The organism is Algoriphagus vanfongensis DSM 17529 (assembly GCF_000429465.1).
Classification (GTDB): Bacteria; Bacteroidota; Bacteroidia; order Cytophagales; family Cyclobacteriaceae; genus Algoriphagus; species Algoriphagus vanfongensis.
The window spans coordinates 163,505-183,145 of the sequence record NZ_AUBX01000016.1; the positions used below are offsets into that span (position 1 = coordinate 163,505).

Annotated in this window: 15 protein-coding genes; 6 read left to right on the forward strand and 9 right to left on the reverse strand. The window is 44.4% G+C overall.

The window, feature by feature from the left end; all coding sequences use genetic code 11:
- Positions 1-4: 4 nt before the first annotated feature.
- From G460_RS22715 to G460_RS0116110, 7 genes are all read right to left on the reverse strand, one after another.
- On the reverse strand, positions 5-3,634 hold the full coding sequence (locus G460_RS22715) for a two-component regulator propeller domain-containing protein (RefSeq protein ID WP_051316078.1): 3,630 nt from the start codon (positions 3,632-3,634) through the stop codon (positions 5-7).
- Between the two features lie 265 nt (positions 3,635-3,899).
- Positions 3,900-5,288 carry a sensor histidine kinase gene (locus G460_RS22720; RefSeq protein ID WP_051316079.1) on the reverse strand — a complete coding sequence of 463 codons (1,389 nt, stop codon included), beginning with the start codon at positions 5,286-5,288 and terminating at the stop codon, positions 3,900-3,902.
- A 2-nt stretch (positions 5,289-5,290) separates the two neighbouring features.
- Complete coding sequence (locus G460_RS0116090; RefSeq protein WP_026956329.1) at positions 5,291-5,965, reverse strand: transmembrane-type terpene cyclase; 675 nt, start codon at positions 5,963-5,965, stop codon at positions 5,291-5,293.
- A gap of 1 nt (position 5,966) precedes the next feature.
- Positions 5,967-7,235, reverse strand: coding sequence for an oxygenase MpaB family protein (locus tag G460_RS22000; RefSeq protein ID WP_084421371.1), 1,269 nt, complete (start codon positions 7,233-7,235; stop codon positions 5,967-5,969).
- 401 nt (positions 7,236-7,636) lie between these two features.
- On the reverse strand, positions 7,637-9,328 hold the full coding sequence (gene ggt, locus G460_RS0116100) for a gamma-glutamyltransferase (RefSeq protein ID WP_026956330.1): 1,692 nt from the start codon (positions 9,326-9,328) through the stop codon (positions 7,637-7,639).
- A gap of 1 nt (position 9,329) precedes the next feature.
- The gene (locus G460_RS22005) at positions 9,330-10,139 is read right to left on the reverse strand and encodes a peptidylprolyl isomerase (RefSeq protein WP_051316081.1); all 810 of its coding nucleotides are present in this window, start codon (positions 10,137-10,139) and stop codon (positions 9,330-9,332) included.
- Positions 10,140-10,145: 6 nt separating this feature from the next.
- Positions 10,146-10,661 (reverse strand): DUF3052 family protein, encoded by a 516-nt coding sequence (locus G460_RS0116110; RefSeq protein WP_211226760.1) that lies wholly within the window; start codon positions 10,659-10,661, stop codon positions 10,146-10,148.
- 81 nt (positions 10,662-10,742) lie between these two features.
- Here G460_RS0116110 and htpG point away from each other — a divergent pair, with 81 nt between their 5' ends.
- The 3 genes from htpG (at position 10,743) to G460_RS0116125 (ending at position 15,519) form a co-directional block, all read left to right on the forward strand.
- The gene (htpG, locus tag G460_RS0116115) at positions 10,743-12,629 is read left to right on the forward strand and encodes a molecular chaperone HtpG (protein ID WP_026956332.1); all 1,887 of its coding nucleotides are present in this window, start codon (positions 10,743-10,745) and stop codon (positions 12,627-12,629) included.
- Positions 12,630-12,969: 340 nt separating this feature from the next.
- The gene (locus G460_RS0116120) at positions 12,970-14,490 is read left to right on the forward strand and encodes an arylsulfatase (RefSeq protein ID WP_026956333.1); all 1,521 of its coding nucleotides are present in this window, start codon (positions 12,970-12,972) and stop codon (positions 14,488-14,490) included.
- A 240-nt stretch (positions 14,491-14,730) separates the two neighbouring features.
- The gene (locus G460_RS0116125) at positions 14,731-15,519 is read left to right on the forward strand and encodes a hypothetical protein (protein WP_035464549.1); all 789 of its coding nucleotides are present in this window, start codon (positions 14,731-14,733) and stop codon (positions 15,517-15,519) included.
- A gap of 26 nt (positions 15,520-15,545) precedes the next feature.
- Here G460_RS0116125 and G460_RS0116130 read toward each other — a convergent pair whose 3' ends face one another.
- Positions 15,546-16,775 (reverse strand): BamA/TamA family outer membrane protein, encoded by a 1,230-nt coding sequence (locus G460_RS0116130; RefSeq protein WP_026956335.1) that lies wholly within the window; start codon positions 16,773-16,775, stop codon positions 15,546-15,548.
- Positions 16,776-16,781: 6 nt separating this feature from the next.
- A complete protein-coding gene (locus G460_RS0116135; protein WP_026956336.1) occupies positions 16,782-17,933 on the reverse strand; it encodes a BamA/TamA family outer membrane protein in 1,152 nt (383 codons plus the stop codon).
- A 151-nt stretch (positions 17,934-18,084) separates the two neighbouring features.
- Between G460_RS0116135 and G460_RS0116140 the strand changes: the two genes are divergently transcribed.
- The 3 genes from G460_RS0116140 to G460_RS0116150 all read left to right on the forward strand — a co-directional run bounded on the left by G460_RS0116140 (position 18,085) and on the right by G460_RS0116150 (position 19,528).
- Positions 18,085-18,498, forward strand: a complete 414-nt coding sequence (locus G460_RS0116140) for an RrF2 family transcriptional regulator (protein ID WP_026956337.1) — start codon at positions 18,085-18,087, stop codon at positions 18,496-18,498.
- A 78-nt stretch (positions 18,499-18,576) separates the two neighbouring features.
- Positions 18,577-18,849: a DUF2061 domain-containing protein gene (locus G460_RS0116145; RefSeq protein WP_026956338.1), complete on the forward strand. Its 273-nt coding sequence runs from the start codon at positions 18,577-18,579 to the stop codon at positions 18,847-18,849.
- Positions 18,824-19,528, forward strand: a complete 705-nt coding sequence (locus tag G460_RS0116150) for a phosphoadenylyl-sulfate reductase (protein WP_026956339.1) — start codon at positions 18,824-18,826, stop codon at positions 19,526-19,528. The genes G460_RS0116145 and G460_RS0116150 overlap by 26 nt, the downstream gene beginning before the upstream one ends.
- Positions 19,529-19,641 lie beyond the last annotated feature (113 nt).

The following is a 19,641-nucleotide window of genomic DNA, read 5'->3' on the forward strand; positions in this document are numbered from 1 at the left end:
GGCTTTAGGTTTTTGTGGGTAAAAAGATAGTGAAAATTGTTTCGGAATCGCTGCCAGTGCTGCTTAGTACCCGAATATCACCTTGATAGGACTTGATGATATCATAACTCAAAGATAAGCCCAATCCTGTTCCCTGACCAGTGGGTTTAGTTGTAAAGAAAGGCTGAAAGATCTTGGCGATAGCTTCTTTGCTGATACCTACACCGTTGTCAGCGAGTTCTATTTCGATGCCGTCCAGTATTTTTTTGGTCGACATGCGTACTTGTGGTTTATAGTTTTCGATGTCAGAGGACAGGGCCTTCTCATGGCTTGCCTGAAATGCATTGATGCACATATTGATCAAGGCTCGGGTCATTTCCTGACGGATGACCTCTATCTGAGGAAGTCCAGTGGCAAAATTTGTACTGTACTCCACTTCAAAGTTTGCATCCTTGGCTCTTAGTCCATGAAAGCTCAAGCGGATGGCTTCATCGCAGATCGTGTTGAGATCGACAGTTTCCTTGCTACCCATGCTGGCTTTGCTATGCTGGAGCATGGCTTTGACGATGGCATCGGCTCTCATGCTGTGAGTAGAGATTCGGTCGAGATTTCCCTGGATTTCCTTGGCGAGGCTTTTGGCGTCTTCAAAATCTCCTTCTTCGATCTCCTCGTTCATTTCATCCATGAGTTCATGAGAGACCTCCGAAAAATTCTTGACAAAGTTGAGGGGATTTTGAATCTCATGGGCAATGCCGGCTGTGAGCTCGCCGAGAGAAGCCATTTTTTCTGCCTGAATGAGTTGGGATTGGGTGGACTTCAGATTTTCGTGAGCCGAAGCGAGCTCTGTATAGGCGACTTCGATCTGTCGTGCATGCTCCAGTTCTCGCTCTTTGGCCTTGTCCCATTCGGCTTTGAGCAGACGGTATTTCATGTAGCGATTGAAGGGGTAGAGCAGTGATAGAATCAATGCGGTGTAGATCAGGTAAGCCCACCAACTCCTATACCAAGGCGGTAATACGGTAAATGAAAACTCAATCGGTTCGGTCCATCCAGTTGCTATTTCCTTGGCAGGGCCCGTATATCTTGCCCTAACTTTGAACGTGTAGTCCCCCTCCTGAATATTGCCAAAGGTCGCTGAGGTTCTTTTCAGCACTGGGCTCCATGTAGGATCATAGCCCTCCAAGATGTATTGATATTCAATCAGAAAAGGTCTGGCCAGCTCATTGCTCCCGTACTCGATATTGAGATGGTTGTGTTTGAAAGGCAATTTCAAATTGATGGGGATGGGGAAAAATGGACTGACACTGTCTAGCTGAATACCTTTAAATCGATCTTGAATCGCTAGCTTTTCCTCCTCGTCGAGTCTTTTTTTGAGTGTGATCAATTGGTCTGTGGCCCGGGTAAAAATATCAGTTTTGGAATCTTCCCTTACCGTCTCCCAAGAAAGAACCTCTTCATTGATCCTGACTTGCTTGATCAGTACCTGAGGTTTTTGGGTGTTTTCAGAGATTTTGTTGATGTCAAATCTCACCAGTCCTGTTTTGACACTTCCTGTTCCGGCCCAAAGTATGCCGCTAGAGTCTAAAAACATCCCATTTTGCCCATCTGTAAGGTCTTTTACAGGGTAGCCGGTGTCAGAGTGATAGACTTCCAGTTGCTGAATGACATGCGCGGAGTCTGGGTGGAATTCAAACGTGCTGATTCCGGTATTGGTGCCGACGGCCAGTCGCCCATCTCCCAAGTCCAACACCTGCAAAATCACATCATCCGGTAATCCATCTTGGCTTGATATGGTCAAAAATAGATCTTCCCCTTTCGCAGAATCCCAGGCTTCTATTGTTTGTTTTTTTTGTGCACTGAGATAGCTGAGCCCATTTTCCGTTCCGATCCAAAGATTACCCGCCTTATCCTCAGAGATCCGAAGTACACCGCTATCTGTGAGTCCTTGGTCGATGGAGTAGGTGGAGAATGTTTCACCGTCAAACCGTGTGACTCCACCATCCAGAGAGCCTATCCACAGGACACCCTTTTGATCTTCCAAAATACTGACTACAATATCTCCGGCCAGACCTTGCTCTTTGGTATAATGAGTATACTGCTCTCCATCAAAGCGAATCAGGCCGGTATCTGTGCCGATCCAGATGTAGCCCTGATGGGATTGGATGAGGGCATAGATTTCGTTGGAAGGGAGTCCCTGATCCGTCGAGTAATTGACAAATCTGTTTTTATCTAAAATGCTGAGGCCATTTCCGGCTGTTCCAAACCAGATCTTTCCAGCTTGATCTTCCAAAATACAGTAGACGATTTCCCCTGCCAGTCCATCGCTTGGAGTATAGGACAGGATAGATTTGCCATCAAATTTATTGACCCCTCCATCAGCAGTGCCGATCCATAGGTTGTGCTGGCTGTCCTCCATGAGGCTGAGGATGATATTGCCAGAAAGTCCCTGTTGGGATGTGAAATTGGTGAAAGCGATCCCGTCCAATCGGCTGGCACCACTACCGTCTGTGCAAAACCAAATTTTACCCATTTGGTCTATCGCTATGTCGGAAACATTATTGCCTACAAGGCCTTGCTCAGTAGTATAGGAGACAAATTGACTTCCCGTCCATTTGCTCACTCCCTGGTCTGTAGCAAACCAGATCGTCCCTTCTTGATCCTGCTTGATAGCTCGTACTACCATTCCTGCCAATCCATCCTGCATACCATAAGAGGTAAAACTAGTATTGTTGTATCGGGTCACGCCTCCGCCTAAAGAGCCAAACCAAAGATCCCCTTTCTGATCTTGAAAAATGCATCGAATCCGATCCGAGGCAAATCCATCACCTATGGAAAATGTCTCAAATTCTTCACCATCGTACCTAGCGACTCCTCCTCCATAGGTGCCAATCCAGAGATTTTTGTTCTTATCCTCCAAGATGCTGATGACTACATTGTCCGGAATGCCATCCTCCATGGTCCAGTTGGTAAATGTGCTGCCGTCATAGCTGGTGATGCCCTGTCCGCCTGTACCAAACCATATTGTCCCATCAGTGGCCTCATAGATGCTATAGACTACCTCATCGCCGATTTGCTCCTCGGTAAAGTGTGTAAAGGTTTTTCCGTCAAATTTGCTGACTCCATTGTCTGCTGTACCTATCCAGATATTTCCTCGTGAATCCTCGAAAAGACTCCTAATTGAGATACCCGCAAGCCCCTGCTCAATGCCATAGACCGTGACATCTGTACCATCAAATCGGTTGACTCCATCCCCATTGGTGCCAAACCAAATGTGTCCTTTGCTGTCGACAATAGCGCACTCTACTCCATCGATCGATAGACCTTCGTCGGACGTGAATCTTTTGAACTGCGAGATTCCTCCTTGTCCCAAAATCATAGTATTGCCAAGAGAGTCAAGAATAGGTTGGCCATTTCCATCGGTGAGTACTGGCAGAATCGTCGAGTGTGGGCGTTGAAGAAGAGGATGGATGACAGGAGCCGCTTTTTTTCCTACCTCCAGTAGCTTCGGTTTTTGATCATCTGGCAACTGAGAGATGGAGGTGATGCGGGGAGGAGACCAGTTGGTTGTCCTGCTGGCAGGCTGTTCTGTTTCCTGCTGGGAGCATGCTCCCAAAAAAAATAAGCAGATAATAAGTGTGTAAAAAAATGGTCTCATTTACTGAGTAGGTTTCTGGTCGGGAAATAGGAAAACTATGCTAGTGAATCCTATTTGGTGTTTTATTAAAGAGTCTGTATTCGAAAAATACAAAAACAATTTAGGTTTTGAGGTCATTTTTTGCAATTATGTTTTAGTGATAGGTTGCTGAAAACTACTGGAATTCAGTTGGCTGTCTGGATTGATAGCGCTGCTCCAGGTTTGAAGTAGTTGGGTTGGTTTCATGTGTTTTTCTCTTTATAGTTATATTCTTAGTCGGCTTGCTCTAATCCAGCCTAATGATGAAAGTACAGCCTTTCCCTTCCTCACTTTCCACCCTGATCATTCCACCATGAGCCTTGATGATGTCATAGCTCAGACTCAAGCCCAAGCCAGTTCCTTTTCCTGTGGGCTTGGTGGTAAAGAATGGTTGAAAAATTTTATCTCTGATAGAGTCAGGGACTCCGGGTCCATTGTCATGAACAGCGATCTCGATGCTGGCTATTTTATCTTCTGGGTGCTGTATTTGCCGTGTGAAAACCGTCACTTTTGCCTGCGATTTGGATTCGGGGCTTTTGTTATGTTCTGTGGCGGCATAAAAGGCATTGTTGAACAAATTGAGTAAGACTCGACTGATATCTTGTGCGATCAGTTCCTTTTGAGGCAAGTCAGGATCAAATACCGTCTTGAAATCCGCACTAAAGCTTTTGTCTTTGGCTCGAAGGCCATGAAAACTCAGCTTCAGACATTCTTCGACGAGATTGTTGAGGTTTACGAGTTCCTTTTTTCCATCGCTTTTGCGGCTGTGCTCCAGCATACCCTTGACGATAGAGCCGGCACGCTTGCCATGGTGAGTGATTTTAGAGAGATTGGCTTGAAGGTCTTTTGTCAGATCTGCGACTTCTTGGTAGTTGCCTTTGCCGATCTCTTCCTGGATTTCCTCTAGGATTTCTTCGCTTACTTCTGAAAAATTATTGACAAAATTGAGTGGATTTTGGATTTCGTGGGCGATTCCAGCTGTCAATTCACCCAGTGAAGCCATTTTTTCTGCTTGGATCAGCTGGGCTTGGGTGTTGATGAGTACTTGATTTTTTTCCTGGATGTTTTGAAGTGCTCTGGACTTGCCGAGTTCGTAGACCAGCAAAATCAGGAAGATGGTGATATTGGTGCCGAGGATAGAAGTGAAGTAAAAAGTCTGTTTTTTGTCCAGATTGTATTCCGGCTCTGGAATACCAATGCTTTTTTCCAAAAGCAATATTCCAAGCATCAAAGTAGCTGATACAATCACCCAAAAGATCGAGGCGCGCTTGCCTAAGATCAGCATAGCGACAGATGGCAACAGGAAAAAAGCAGCAGTGGCTGGAGAGGCGAGTCCTCCCTGAAGCCAGGCCTGAATCGGAAAGCTGATCGCAAACTGAATCAGGAAAATAGTGGCTGCGATTTTTTTGGGAAGCCCTTGTCGATAGGCTACAAGAATCAGCAGATTGATACATCCATTGACCAGCAGTAAGTATCCATTGAGTTTTGCCCCGATATCGATGGCTAGGTTGATTCCCAAAAAATTGGAAATGGCTGATATCAGCAAAACGGCCACAAATATTCTCTCGGAGCGGAGTTCGTCTCCGGTTTCCAATTTAGATTTGGGAATAAAATACTCTGTGATTTTTCGAAACATGGCTAAGCTTTGCTAAGAGAACCGAATAGTTTGCCATGCCGCTTCCATAGCACATAGATGAAGGTGCAATCGAGAAGAAAACAGGAAATACCGAGGAGCTGGACGAAGTGATTTTCTGGATAAAAGATGAACATGGAAACGGAGATGAGGCCTGTGCCGAGCATTCTGGACCAAGCCAACACCATCGAAAATTGTCCTGTATCCTTGGTTTGCATTAGCAAAAACACACACTGTAAAGACAGGATGACATTGATGATGTATCCCGAATTAGCACCAATGAGAGTGTCATATCCTTCTCCTCTATAGAAATAACTAAAGGCAATCCAAAAGAGAAAATTGACTATACAGAAAAGCGCAAAATGCTTCTTGGTTTCAGCATTCATGGGCTGCTTGGTGCCATACCTCAGGACAGAATAAAAAATAAAGCAATCCAGTAAAAAGGCTGCTTGATAGCTGAGAGCAAATAGCAATCCTGTATTGGGATGATAGATCCAGCTCCAGACAAATTCCCAGCCGATATTTGCTCCTGCTACGTAGGCAGGCATTTCTACAAATTTTTTCTTGCGAATCTCCACTACCAAAATCACATAAGCCACGACCCAAAACAGGCAGCCAATACCATTGAAAATGAGACCTGCCAGAGCATATTCTTCAAAGTTGATCAGAGGTTGGTTCATATCAGTGCGTCGTAGGTTCCCAATCCTTGGTCAGGGATTTGGGGAGGTAAAAATTGATAATGGATTTGTTGCTCATTCTTCGCAGCATCAGTGTGAGTGCGAGCCTGGTGACAAATTGAAGCACCATGGAAAAGACCAGACTTTTGTCTAGAATCTCTCCGATCTTCGTGATTCTCTTGAGCTTTTTCTGAATGGAGTCGATTTTTTGCTGTTCGATAGGCTCTACTCCCAGTAGATCCGAAACTTCCTTCCCCATCATCAACCGCATCAAAGCAATGTTGGAATTACTACCCAAAATGGGTTTGGATTTGACGTCCTGAAATTGCCTAAGAGCTCGGACCAATTCTTTGGCGTGAACACTGGGAGCCATTTCTTTGTCGAGAATGCTATGACCCAGCTTGAGAGCATCTTGAGAGTTTTTGGGGATAAGATCTTTGTCTAGCCCTACGATATGACCGACTACCCGCCAGCAATGGATGTAGGCCTCGAGCTCTACAGGCTCAAATTCGATCCCGATTATTTCTAAACCTTCAATGACGAGAGCCGAAAAGGACATCAGAGTGCCAGCCAGATCTTCCTGATTGATAGGTTGGCCAAATTTCTCATCTTCCCAATGATGCTGCTTCAGAAAAAAGCGAATCGTCGCATGGATCAGTCGTACTTTTTGAGTGGAAACGAGCCCTTTTCCCTTTGGACTCAATCCATCAGGAGACATGGCAAAAACCACAAACTGTGCTGTCTCAGCAATTCGTCTCGAGTATGTGTCGAGCGAGCCATCTTTCTCATTGAGTCGGGCAGTGCGATGGAGCACTTCCGCACCTCTTGCGCAGGCGTAGCATTCTGGCAGGGATTTGTAGCACAGGAGTAAGCCAATCCAAAATCCATGTCGCAGATAAATCTGCTGTCCAAGTGCAATCAGGTCCGGATCTGCCCAGTCAGGTAGCTGAGCTGAAGTATCAAAGTAATGATGCAGTTCGGCAGGAGCCATAGGTGGGAGGTGATTTCGGTCTTTGACGATCGATTTGAATAAGTGGTTGATTTCACCTTCCTCATTTTTGGACATGATGGTTGCCACCGTATTATCAGCGAGTGGGTCCATTTGAGTCCTTTTATGATTCAGCTTTTGACTGTTCCAATCAGAAATTTCTTGAGTATTGATTTCTGCTAATTTTTTTAGAGCCCTGTTTTTAATTCGGACATTTTTGATGACAAAGGCCATAGAAACTGCTACAAAAAGAATTGCGAGTAGAAGAAGAATCTGACCTAGCATAAAGCGTTTGATTTAGAAGAATAGTAGTAGCATTACTCAGGGGTATACTCAATTAAAACAGGGTGGAATCTAAAACTGATAGCAGCAAATCTTATTTCATATCTGACTGGATAATACCGCTAATCCTCTACAAAATACAAAAATGACCTTTGAAAAATACTTTTTGAGGATATAAATATGAATTTACGTGATCTGCTCTCTCAAGAGCAAGCATGAGAAGCTAAAAAGTTATTCAAATTTGACTTTACTCGGTGTATCCTTTACTCAAATTGCCCCACTTGATATAAAATGGATCGGGACTTCGCAAAAAAATGAAGCTTGGAGCCAATGGTTATGTGGCCAATGAAAAATGTTGAAAAAAAACCTCCGGCATATGACCGGAGGGATACTATTCATCTTAATCAATAAGCTCTTGCAGCTCCGTCTTCGCTGGAAGAATCTGCGGCTCCTACCCAAGTGCCGAGGCTTGGGTCAAACGTAATCCCCATCAACACACCAAGATTAGTAGTTGGTCGTAGGGTATGCCCCATTTTTTCCAATGCTTGTCGCGTATCTGGGGAAAGCAAATTTCTCTCATACACGATCTGATTGGGTAGCCACTGATGATGGATTTTCATAGCTTCTATAGCCCGGTCGATCCGCATGTCATACGCCAAAACAGCCAGTACTGTCTGAAAAACGGTGTTGATGATAGTCCTTCCTCCCGGACTTCCGATTACCAAGTATGGTTTTCCGTCTTTGGCTACAATAGTCGGAGTCATGCTGGAAAGCATCCGTTTCTCAGGAGCTACCAGATTGGGATCTGAGCCAATTTGGCCAGTTTCAGTAGTCACTCCCGGTACAGGGTTGAAGTCACCCATTTCATTGTTGAAGATAAATCCGAGTTTGGAAGATCCCATTTTGACACCATAGGAATTTTCCAATGTATAAGTGAGTGAGACTGCATTTCCATCCTTGTCAGTCACCGAAAAATGAGTGGTATGATCGCCTCCATACAGCTGCCCGTACTTGGCGGGATCACTTGGAGAAGCATGATTCATATCCAGACTTTTGAGCCTTTCCTGGGCAAAATCCTTTGAAATCAGCTTGTCTACAGGCATGTGGGGATTGAAATCAGGATCTCCCAGGTGCTCGGCCCGATCTGCAAATGCTCTGCGCATGGCCTCAGCAACCAAATGAACATAAGGAGTAGAGTTGAATTCGATGGAAGTAATATCTGCCGCTTCCATCAGGTTCATCATTTCCAGGAGTGCGACACCTCCCGAACTCGGTGGAGGCATGGAGAAAATTTCAAAATCGTTGAATGTCGTACGGAGTGGTTTTCTTTCTACGGCTTCGTATTTGGCCAAGTCTTCTTGAGTGATGATCCCTCCGTTGGCCTTCATGTAAGCTTCGATCTCCTCGGCGACTTTCCCTTTGTAGAAGCCATCTCGGCCATGCTTTTTGATTTCATCCAGAGTCTTAGCGAGAGCTGGCTGTTTCCAGAGTTCACCTGGAGCGACGATTTCTCCATCTGCACCTCGGAAATAGTTTTTCATGATGTCCCAAGAATCATCTCGATCTGACATCCTCAAAGCAGCTCGGTACAAGCCCCAAGACATGGGAAAGCCTTTCTTTGCCAATTTCACAGCAGGATCTACGACCTCTTTCCATGAAAGCTTGCCATACTTTTGATGAGCTTGGTAAAGTCCAGCGACAGTTCCGGGAACTCCGACTGAAAGCAATCCGCTATGGTTGGAGTTGTCTTTGATATTTCCATTTTCATCCAAAAACATAGTGGGACTAGCTGCCAAAGGAGCTTTTTCCCTGAAATCAAACGTGGTGACATCGCCGTCTGATTTCATGAATACAATAAAACCTCCGCCTCCGATATTTCCGGCTTCCGGATGGGTCACTGCCAATGCAAAGGCTGTAGCAACTGCGGCATCGATGGCGTTGCCACCTTGCTGTAGGATGTCAATTCCCACCTCGGATGCCAGATAATGATCCGAAACGACCATTCCATTTTTACCATAAGTTTGAGAAAAGGCATAACTGGGCAAGAGAAGAATGCCCAGCATGAGAGCAATCAAAGTACGTTTGGAGTGATTCATTTTAGTTGGTAGGATTGATTCGTTGGATGGATAGGATGATAACGTTTTGGATAGGTCGATTGCGTGAGTCTGTAGGGACTGCTGCAATCGCGTCGATGACTTCCAAGCCAGATAGGACTTGTCCGAAGACCGTGTAGCTCTGATCCAGATGTGGTGTGCCTCCAATAGTCTGATAAACTTCTCGGTGAGCAGCTGGAATCTCGTATTTCTCAAAATCCTCATAGGAATTCACCTGGGCCTCCATCCTTTCAGAAAGAGTTTTTACCAAAACACTGTCTTTGGCTTCTCGGGCATTTTCAAGAGAGTCATACAGAGGTTTGATTGAAGCATCATTGATAGCAAAATGTCTCTGTAGATAGGTATTGATCCGATTTTGGTTGTGTGTCAAAAGACTGTCATTTTGGATCTTACCCTGCACAATGTAAAACTGGGTGCTACTAGAAGCCCTTTCGGGATTGTTGGTACGGGCTGCGCCCAAAGCTCCTTTTTGGTGGAATAGGTTCGGGCGGATTTCAGCTGGTACTTGATAGGGCAAATCATTCTCTCCGACAGATTCTCCAGGTTTGGCATGTTTGCTTTCAGTATCTCCTGCCTGAATCATAAAGTCCTCGATCACCCGGTGGAAAATCAAACTGTCGTAAACCTGGTCTTCTACCAGTTTCAGAAAATTGTCCCGATGCTGTGGAGTTTCATTGAAGAGTTCCAAGACCATTGTTCCAAAATTGGTCTGGATTTCGATTTGAGGCCTTTCCTGAGCAAAAGTTTGAAAGGAAATCAGGGTAAAAAATATGCAGGCATAAAGCTGTTTCATAGGTTTTTATCGATCGGTTTTTCTATACATAAACTTCAATCCGCTCCAATCCTCATCAATTGCTGCTACTTTGACATCCACCAGCCCTTGGTCAAGACCATATTGCATAATCTCATATTTTCCGATGTCTGTTGCTATGCTGGAGCTTTGCTTTGGCCAACTTACCCAAAGAATTCCATCTTTTTTCAAGAATTTGATGGCTGTGGTCCAACCTTCTTTTAACTCGCGCTCACTCTTGACAAAGAGATGGACAAAATCCAGTTTTGAAACTCTATCAAGATGCTCCAGCAGATCGACTTTCTCAGGCAACAATTCAAAAAATGTAGCATAGGGTCTAGGCATCTGCCATGCCCAAAGCTGCATCCCGGTTTTGATTCCGAGTTTTTTGAATAGAGGGGTAGCTGAATATCCGGAATTGGCCATTGGTGCTGAAGTGCGGAGAAGGTGATAAGTTAGGGAATTCTTCACATTATCGGCTGAAATGCCCATTCTTCCCTGTCTCTTGAAGCTGGGTTCTGCCAACTTGTCATTTTTTCTCGTTTGGAACAGGCATTGATAATTCCCCACTGTCAATTATTGTATTCACTAAAACGATTTATACCCATGCAGGAAAAAGGTACTATCTCGATCCATACCGAGAACATTTTCCCGATCATTAAAAAATTCTTGTACTCTGACCATGAGATTTTTCTCCGTGAGCTCGTATCCAATGCCGTGGATGCGACGCAGAAAATCAAAAGATTGGCGACGCTCGGTCAGTACAAAGGAGAGCTAGGAGATGTCAGAGTGAAGGTTTCCTTTGACGAAAAAAAGAAGACCATCACTATCTCAGACCAAGGTCTGGGAATGACAGCTGAGGAGATTAAGAAGTATATCAATCAGATTGCTTTCTCCGGTGCTACTGAGTTCGTCGAGAAATTCAAAGATGCCAAGGATGCCAATGAGATCATCGGTAAGTTTGGATTGGGTTTCTATTCCGCTTTCATGGTGGCCAAGACCGTGGAAATTCACACGCTTTCTTATCAAGAAGGTGCAGAGCCGGCTATCTGGACTTGTGATGGAAGCACGGAGTTCGAGATCAAAAAAGGCAAAAGAAAAGAAAGAGGAACTGATATCATCTTGCATGTCAATGAGGATTCCGAGGAATTTTTGGACAAGTGGAAGCTTCAGGGAATCTTGGACAAATACTGTAAATTCTTGCCGGTTCCTATCCAGTTTGGGACCAAAACCGAATCCGTAGAGGATGGAGTGGATGACAAAGGCGAGAAGAAATACAAGTCTGTCGAAGTTGATAATATCATCAACACTACCTCTCCTATCTGGACCAAGTCGCCAAGTGATCTGAAGGATGAGGACTATTTGGCTTTCTACAAGGAGCTCTACCCGATGTCTGAAGATCCGCTATTCTGGATTCACCTGAATGTGGACTATCCTTTCAATTTGACAGGGGTGTTGTACTTCCCGAAAGTCAAAAATGACTTCGAATTGCAGCGCAATAAGATCAAATTGTTCAGCCGCCAGGTATTCATTACGGATGAGGTGAAAGACATCGTTCCTGAATTCTTGATGTTGCTTCATGGGGTGATCGACTCTCCAGATATTCCTTTGAACGTGTCTCGAAGCTTCCTACAGGCGGACGGCAATGTGAAAAAGATCAATAACTATATCACCAAGAAAGTAGCTGATAAGTTGGCTGAACTGTTCAAAAAGGACAGAAAAGCCTACGAAGAGAAGTGGAGTGATATCGGATTGTTTGTGAAATACGGAATGATCTCCGAGGACAAATTCTACGAAAAAGGAAAAGACTTCACGCTTTTGGAAAACACCAACGGTGAATTCTTCACCATGGATGAATACAAGGAGAAAGTAAAAGCCATCCAAACTGATAAAAACGACACCACTATTTTCTTGTATGCCACTGATGTAGACAAGCAGGATAGTTTCATCGCATCAGCGAATAAAAAAGACTATGATGTCTTGGTGATGGATTCTCCGATTGATAGCCACTTTATCCAAAATGTGGAAACTAAGCTGGAGAAAGTTCAGATGAAGCGTGTGGATGCTGATGTAGTAGAGAAACTGATCCAGAAGGAAGATTCCTATGCCAACCTACTGACAGAGGATCAAAACAAGCAGGTAAAAGAGCTGTTTGAGAAAGCGATCGGCAGTCAGACCTATACCGTGGAGGTAGAAGGCCTAAGTCCCGAGGAGCTTCCGGTGACCATCACGATGGAAGAATGGATGCGCAGAATGAAGGATATGGCGCAGACTGGTGGAGGCCCGATGAGTTTCTACGGTCAGATGCCTGATAACTATAAGGTAGCTATCAATGGTAACCACCCAGTGGTCGATAAGATTTTGAAAGCTGATGGAGAAGAAGCTCAGATTCAATTGGCGAAGCAAGCCTTTGACCTGGCCAAGCTTTCCCAAGGTCTCTTGACCGGTAAAGACTTGACTGCTTTTGTCAAGAGAAGCGTGGAGCTGCTTTAATCTATATCGCAACTCTCCAAGGGTTCTATCCCGATAACTATCGGGACCTTGGAGAGTTTGTCTATTTATTAATCCCCGTCATTTGGCTGGGATTTTTTGTTTGGATTTTCGCAAACTGACTGGGCGCTTTGGTACTAATCCATTAGGTCTGAATATTTTTTTAGGAGTTTGTAGTTTAAGGTTGAGGAAGTTTTCCTATGTTTTTAAGAAAGACTGAGACGGTCTTGTATTATTTTTTTGTGAAAAAGAGACAAGAAATGTATCTGATAATCATAAAAGACAAAAAATTCATAAATTAGGTCAAATGCTTTATTCTTAAAACTTATAAAATCAAAAGCGTATGACGAAAATCAATACACTGAAACTTCGGCTTTTGGCACTGTCATTTTTATTGCCATTGTCGTTGTTTGCACAGGAAAAACCCAATATCCTGGTGATATGGGGTGATGACATCGGCTGGAGCAATGTAAGCTTCCTCAACAATGGTCTGATGGGTTACAAAACCCCAAATATTGACAGAATTGCCAATGAAGGGGCAACTTTCACAGACTGGTATGGACAGCAGTCTTGTACTGCGGGAAGAGCCGCTTTTATATTGGGGCAGCATCCTTTCCGAACTGGTCTGTTGACCATCGGTATGCCCGGAGATCCTCACGGGATTCAGGATAGTCAGCCGACCATCGCTGAGCTGCTAAAACCACAGGGCTATGTCTCAGGTCAATTTGGCAAAAATCACTTGGGCGATAGAGATCAGCATTTGCCTACCAATCATGGTTTTGATGAGTTTTTCGGAAATCTCTACCACCTTAATGCTGAAGAAGAACCAGAAGGATATTACTATCCAAAAGATCCTGAATTCAGAAAGGAATTCGGTCCTAGAGGTGTGCTGAAAAGTAGTGCCGATGGGCCGATTCAAGATACGGGACCCTTGACAAGTACCAGAATGGAGACTGTGGACATGGAATTTGAAAATGCCGCTGTTGAATTTATTAAAAAAGCACATGCCGACGGAAAGCCATTCTTCGTGTGGCTGAGTGCTACGAGAGTACACGTATGGACGCACTTGAAACCTGAAAGTGATGGTGTGACAGGTATTGGGCTCTACCCAGATGCGATGGTCGAGCATGATCTGGCTGTTGGCCGCATGTTGGATTTATTGGATGAATTGGGGATTGCAGACAATACAATTGTTATGTATTCTACAGATAACGGTGCTGAGAAATTTACCTGGCCTGATGGAGGTTCCAGTCCATTCCGTGGTGAGAAAGGAACCACCTGGGAAGGTGGATTCAGAGTGCCTACAGCTATCAGATGGCCAGGAGTCATCGAGCCAGGGACAGTTTACAATGATATTTTCTCCCATGAAGACATGATGCCAACTTTGGTAGCAGCGGCTGGAGAACCTAATATTGTCGAGAAAGTAAAAAATGGCTATCAGGCTAATGGAAAAACATTCAAGCAGCACTTGGATGGGTACAATATGATGCCATACTTCAAAGGTGAAGTGGATGAGTCTCCGCGAAAAGAGATTTTCTATTTTGATGCAGGAGGTAATCTAAATGCCATTCGCTATCAAAATTGGAAACTACACTTCACTATCATGGAAGGTGCTATCAATACCGCTTATCGAAAGTCTCCGAGCTGGCCACTAGCGATCAATTTGAGAGCTGATCCTTATGAGGTTTCTTTTGAGTCTGGAATGTATACCAGATGGTATGGCGACAATATGTGGCTATTTGTACCAGCTCAGCGCTATGCATCCAACTTCCTCTCTACATTTAAGGATTTCCCACCGCAGACAGGTTCGTCTCTTTCCATCGACAAGGTGGTACAGCAGTTGACTCAGCCATCGAGGAATTAAGAGAAAAATAACTAATTGAAAATACTTAGAAGCTGATCAATTTTGGTCAGCTTCTTTTTTATGGCATTCAGGTAGTTACAAAAATCTCGGAGGATTTAATTTCTTGCCTTAGTCCTCTTAGGTGATACCTAGTCTTTTCATACAAAATCCATGAATAGTCCTTGAAATTATTAAATTTGATCTTATATAGTTCCATTTTTATTCCATCTAGTTAAATTGAACATTTACAGCCAACTGACTATGAAAAAAATCTTTACAAGTTTTGTCATTTTTATGGGAGCCTTGGGCTCTATTCAAGCGCAGGATGATGCTGCCGAACTCGCCAAAAAACTAGCCAACCCCATCGCATCTTTGATTTCCGTGCCTTTTCAGAATAATACGGATTATGGAATAGGAGATTGGCAAGGCACTCGGAATACCATGAATATCCAGCCGGTCGTGCCGATTTCTATTACTAAAGACATCAACCTTATCACACGGATGGTATTGCCTGTGGTCACGCAGTACAATATTACAGCTCCAGGTGAAAAGCAAGCGGGCCTGAGTGATGCGGTAGTCTCCGCATTTTTCTCCCCGGTTAATTCTGAAAAGCTTACCTGGGGAGTAGGTCCAGCTTTGCTATTGCCGACAGGATCCAATGATTATCTGACAACCAAGAAATTTGGGATGGGTCCTACAGCCGTGGCTTTGAAGCAAACCAATGGCTGGACCATCGGGGGACTTGTCAATCAAGTCTGGTCTGTAGCAGGAAATGCCGATCGCCCAGATGTCAGTCAGATGTTTGTACAGCCTTTTTTGGTGTACAACTGGAAGTCGGGAGCTGGCATAGGAGCTAATATGGAATGGACTCAAAATTGGAAGGCTTCGACTAGCACTGTTTGGTTAAATCCGACTTTCAGTGCAGTCACCTCCCTTGGTAAACAAAAGACTCAGTTCGTAGTAGGTCCTAGATTCAATCTGGCTGCTCCAGATGGAGGAAAAGCAGATTGGGGATGGAGAGCGGTATTGATCTTTTTGTTTCCTAAATAAGAGAAGGTCTTCCGTTTTTTCTTTTACTAAAAAGCTTCGTACACATTAAAATAGAAGCCTTTGGCTCCGTATTTTCCCCAGGCGTAATCAATGGTGATATTGGAGCGGGAGTGCTTATTGTACATAAATCGTAAACCGAGCCCGGCGGCCGGCTCGATAAAGTCAAAAAGCTTGATAGAAGCATCTCGATTGGATGCTGTATTGGTATTGACAAATACGACCCCTCCAAATGTGTCTTTGTGTTTTTGGATGGGAAATCGGTATTCCAGCTCCGAATAGAGCATGCCTTGACCTCTCCATCTGCCCTGTGGATAGGCACGTCCAGATCGCCCAAACTGATCCCAGCCTATGGAGGGTAGATCCAAATAGGGAAGGTTCCCGCTTGTCATCATTGTGCCATAGGCCCAGAATGCCAACAAATGTCGCGGACGCTTTTTGCTGAGAGAAAAATAGTCTCGATATTCTAGCCAAAGCGTGGAAGAGTTTTGACTACTTCCCAAAAATTCAGGGTTGATCCGGTAGGAAATGAAAGCATACCTGCCTTGATAGGGATTGATTGAGTTGTCTCTACTATCCCACAGCGCATTGAGTGAGATACCGCTCAGAGTGTATTTTTCAGGATCAAAACCCTTATCTATCGAATAGGCATAGTGTGAAGTGATAGCAGGCGGCACAGTGTCCAAGTCCAGTAGCTGATCATCTATTTTGCTGTGAATGTCCAAGTGGTAGCCTATCCCCAGAAAGTAGCGGGTATCTCCGATTCTTTTAAGGGCAGTTTCATGGAGCCTGAGATAATTGAATTTCATCATTTGCTCCTCGTTTATTCCTTGCGAAAAACTACCGTCCTCATATTCAAATCCAGTACTGACCAGTTTGGAAGATTGTGGTCCCGTGCCTAGTCCAAAGGTGGGTTGGGAAAAGATGAAATACCTCCAATCTCCCATGAGATTCCAAGAGTCATTAAAGAGGAAAACATTGCTTTTGGCTGTAAGGAGCAATTGTTTTTTGGTGGTATAGATCGCCGTGGCAACCATGGTGGAGCGATGGGTGTTGGAGGCAGGTCCCATGAGCCAATTGGAAGACGCAGCGACTCCAAACATAAATCCAGTCGCAGGGGTGGAAGCTATGGCGGGAAGTGGAAGAATGGAAAAATCACGGATTCCTCGGGTGGTGTCCGACTCTGTGGTTTGGGCCTGAGCAGCCATTGTCAACAATACGAGACAGAAGTCACAGAAGATCTTTGACCTGACTTTCATGGGATGCTAGTTTCTATTGTTCCAGGCGGACCCAAAGACGATGTACCAGCCAAAGTCATTTTTAGACCAAGCTACATCGATACCTGTTCTGATTTTGAATTTTCTCGCTATCAGATATCGAAACCCAGTACCATAGTTGACTATCGACTCTGCATCACCAAAGCTAATGTCCTCGCTGGGAGCCTTGCTGATGCCGGCAAAAACCAATCCGCTCCACCTTCTGGTGAAATCATAGCGCTGTTCGGTTTCCAAAGTATAGGCAGCATCTCCCTGATAGCGGGACATAGGTACTCCCCGAGCATTGATAGCCGGTTTGAGGTAAAATGGAGCATCTCCTCCCTGTATCTTGGTTTGCAGTCTGAGTCCGCTGACCCATTGTTTTCCGAATTGCTGATAATTGAATACAGAGAAATTCAACGTGTGAAAGCTATAGTCACTGCCTGTCCAACTGTCATTGACCAAAAAATCACCGGCTAAATACCAGCCTTGATTGGGAGTGAATAGGTTGTCTCTTTTGTCAAAATCTAATGTAAGTCCCAAGCTGCTGAGATTGGAGTCTAGGTCTTTGTCCTTGACAAAATCAGGCAAAGGGATCTGATCAAAATTTGCACTGACTCGATTGCGGGCAAATAGGTAATCCAACCCGAGATATAGATCCGAATTGCCAAGCTCTCTCATGATCGAACCAAATATCCCGGATGCCTGGAAGTTGAATCCAAATTTTTGCTCCCCCACTACTGGCAAAACTCGATAAAAGTCCATGTTGACATCTCCGTGGGCTACGCCTATTCGGTATTTGAGCTTGTGCTTGGGAAGTGATGCGATCCGCATCCCTCCGACAAACCAAGACTTGTTTCGGGTATATCCGCCAAAAGCCGCAGTAATATCCGGAGCCACATACTTGGTGCTGTCCTGGTATTTATTGGGCTGGATAAAGATCGGGGTCAGCATCCCTCCGATCCCACCGAGAGCAGGCTCTGTGATCAATTGTGCCAAAGGGATGAAGCCGTGATATTCGATCAGAAATCGGCTCATATCCAACTGTCCGTCCAGCGAATCCTTAAAGACCTCCAGTCCAAACTTTGCTTTTTTGTCTTGCGCAAAACTTGCTTGGTTAAAAATCCCGATCAGTAAGCCTATAAAAAGTAATCGTTTCATGAGATGGAATACAGGTTTAGGTACAATACAAGATAGGGCGGAATTTGGATAATGATAAGGATGAAGCAGTAAATGATTCGAGAGAGCCTGATTCATATCTCATTCCCCACTTACGTACTAGGGTATTTGGCGAAAAAGCTTATTTTTGTCCATGCTTTCCAAAAAGACCAAGTATGCTCTCCATGCCCTGACCTATCTGGGCAAGCATCGTGAAGAAAAGACTGTATTGATCCAGGATATCGCTGAGGAGCACGGGATTTCTCATAAGTTTTTGGAAAATATCCTGTTGGAACTCAAAAAAGCCGGAATCCTTGGAAGTAAGAAGGGCAAAGGTGGAGGATATTATTTGATCAAAGAGCCCATAGACATACCTCTATCGAAGGTTATTCGACTTTTAGACGGGCCCATCGCCTTGCTTCCTTGTGTCAGCCTTAACTACTACGAGCCCTGCGATGAATGCAAAGATGAAGCTGTATGTGGGATAAACAAGGTCATGATCCAAGTCAGGGACGAGACGCTTAAAATATTGGAAAACAAGACCTTGGAAGATATTTTGAAAACTTAACAAAAATTTTTTGGCCATAAACCCTATAAAATAAATAGGGTTTATATACTTTTGTAATTCATTCCCGTATGTAGCTATATGATTTTAGATCAGCCACTCAAAAAATGGTTTGTTTCCAAAAAAGGAACAGACAGTAATCTTAAAAGTCTGCTCAAGTCGATTTCTTGGCGGATCGTAGGGACGATAGATACGATAGTGATTTCCTACTTTATCACCGGGAAACTAACCATGGCACTATCGATCGGATCGGTCGAGGTCTTTTCAAAAATTCTCCTTTACTACCTGCATGAGCGGGCTTGGGAGCTTTCTACCAAAAACAAAGAAGATGAGCCTACAGAAAAATATGCATGAACTAGAGCAGAGACTGAATGGTCTCAGCGCCTCTGAGGGTTTGGCTTTGATGGCGGATCTCTTTCCGGGCAAAGTGGTTTTTTCCACTTCTCTGGGGCAAGAAGATCAGGTCATCACTGAATTGATCGCCAGCCATCAGCTACCCATTCATATCTTCTCTCTAGATACAGGACGCTTGTTTCCGGAGACTTTGGAGCTTTTGGGTAGGACTGAAAGCAAATACAAAACAAGAATTCAGGTCTATTATCCCGAGCGGGAATCCGTGGAGAAGCTAGTTGCCGATAATGGGATCAATGGCTTTTATAATTCTGTAGAAAATAGAAAGTCTTGCTGCTTCGTCCGCAAAGTTGAGCCGCTCAAAAGAGCTTTGGCGGGAAATGAAGTGTGGGTCACCGGGCTTAGAGCTGAGCAAAGTGCCAATCGTGGTGGGATGAAGCGAGTAGAATGGGACGAAGGCAATCAGATTCTAAAGTACAATCCCCTGTTGGATTGGACCTACGATCAGATGCTGGATTATATCAAAGAGAAAGGGATTCCTTACAATCCACTTCATGACAAGGGCTTCATCAGTATTGGCTGTGCACCTTGTACCCGAGCGATTCTCCCAGGCGAAGATGCCAGAGCCGGTAGATGGTGGTGGGAAGACTCGAAGAAGGAGTGTGGATTGCACGCGAAATAAGACTCAAGTTACTAGACACAAGACTCTAACATCCGATATTCAACATTCGAAATTGAAAAATAAGGGTGTTCGGGCCTTCTAATAATGAATGATGAACGCAAAATTTCGAAGAT

Coding starts and splice junctions, on each gene's coding strand:
- G460_RS22000 (WP_084421371.1), bottom strand. CDS start 7,235: ATGCTAGGTCAGATTCTTCTTCTACTCGCAATTCTTTTTGTAGCAGTT.
- G460_RS0116090 (WP_026956329.1), bottom strand. CDS start 5,965: ATGAACCAACCTCTGATCAACTTTGAAGAATATGCTCTGGCAGGTCTC.
- G460_RS0116135 (WP_026956336.1), bottom strand. CDS start 17,933: ATGAAACGATTACTTTTTATAGGCTTACTGATCGGGATTTTTAACCAA.
- htpG (WP_026956332.1), top strand. CDS start 10,743: ATGCAGGAAAAAGGTACTATCTCGATCCATACCGAGAACATTTTCCCG.
- G460_RS0116150 (WP_026956339.1), top strand. CDS start 18,824: ATGAGCCTACAGAAAAATATGCATGAACTAGAGCAGAGACTGAATGGT.
- G460_RS0116145 (WP_026956338.1), top strand. CDS start 18,577: ATGATTTTAGATCAGCCACTCAAAAAATGGTTTGTTTCCAAAAAAGGA.
- G460_RS22715 (WP_051316078.1), bottom strand. CDS start 3,634: ATGAGACCATTTTTTTACACACTTATTATCTGCTTATTTTTTTTGGGA.
- G460_RS22005 (WP_051316081.1), bottom strand. CDS start 10,139: ATGAAACAGCTTTATGCCTGCATATTTTTTACCCTGATTTCCTTTCAA.
- G460_RS0116125 (WP_035464549.1), top strand. CDS start 14,731: ATGAAAAAAATCTTTACAAGTTTTGTCATTTTTATGGGAGCCTTGGGC.
- G460_RS0116130 (WP_026956335.1), bottom strand. CDS start 16,775: ATGAAAGTCAGGTCAAAGATCTTCTGTGACTTCTGTCTCGTATTGTTG.
- G460_RS22720 (WP_051316079.1), bottom strand. CDS start 5,288: ATGTTTCGAAAAATCACAGAGTATTTTATTCCCAAATCTAAATTGGAA.
- ggt (WP_026956330.1), bottom strand. CDS start 9,328: ATGAATCACTCCAAACGTACTTTGATTGCTCTCATGCTGGGCATTCTT.
- G460_RS0116120 (WP_026956333.1), top strand. CDS start 12,970: ATGACGAAAATCAATACACTGAAACTTCGGCTTTTGGCACTGTCATTT.
- G460_RS0116140 (WP_026956337.1), top strand. CDS start 18,085: ATGCTTTCCAAAAAGACCAAGTATGCTCTCCATGCCCTGACCTATCTG.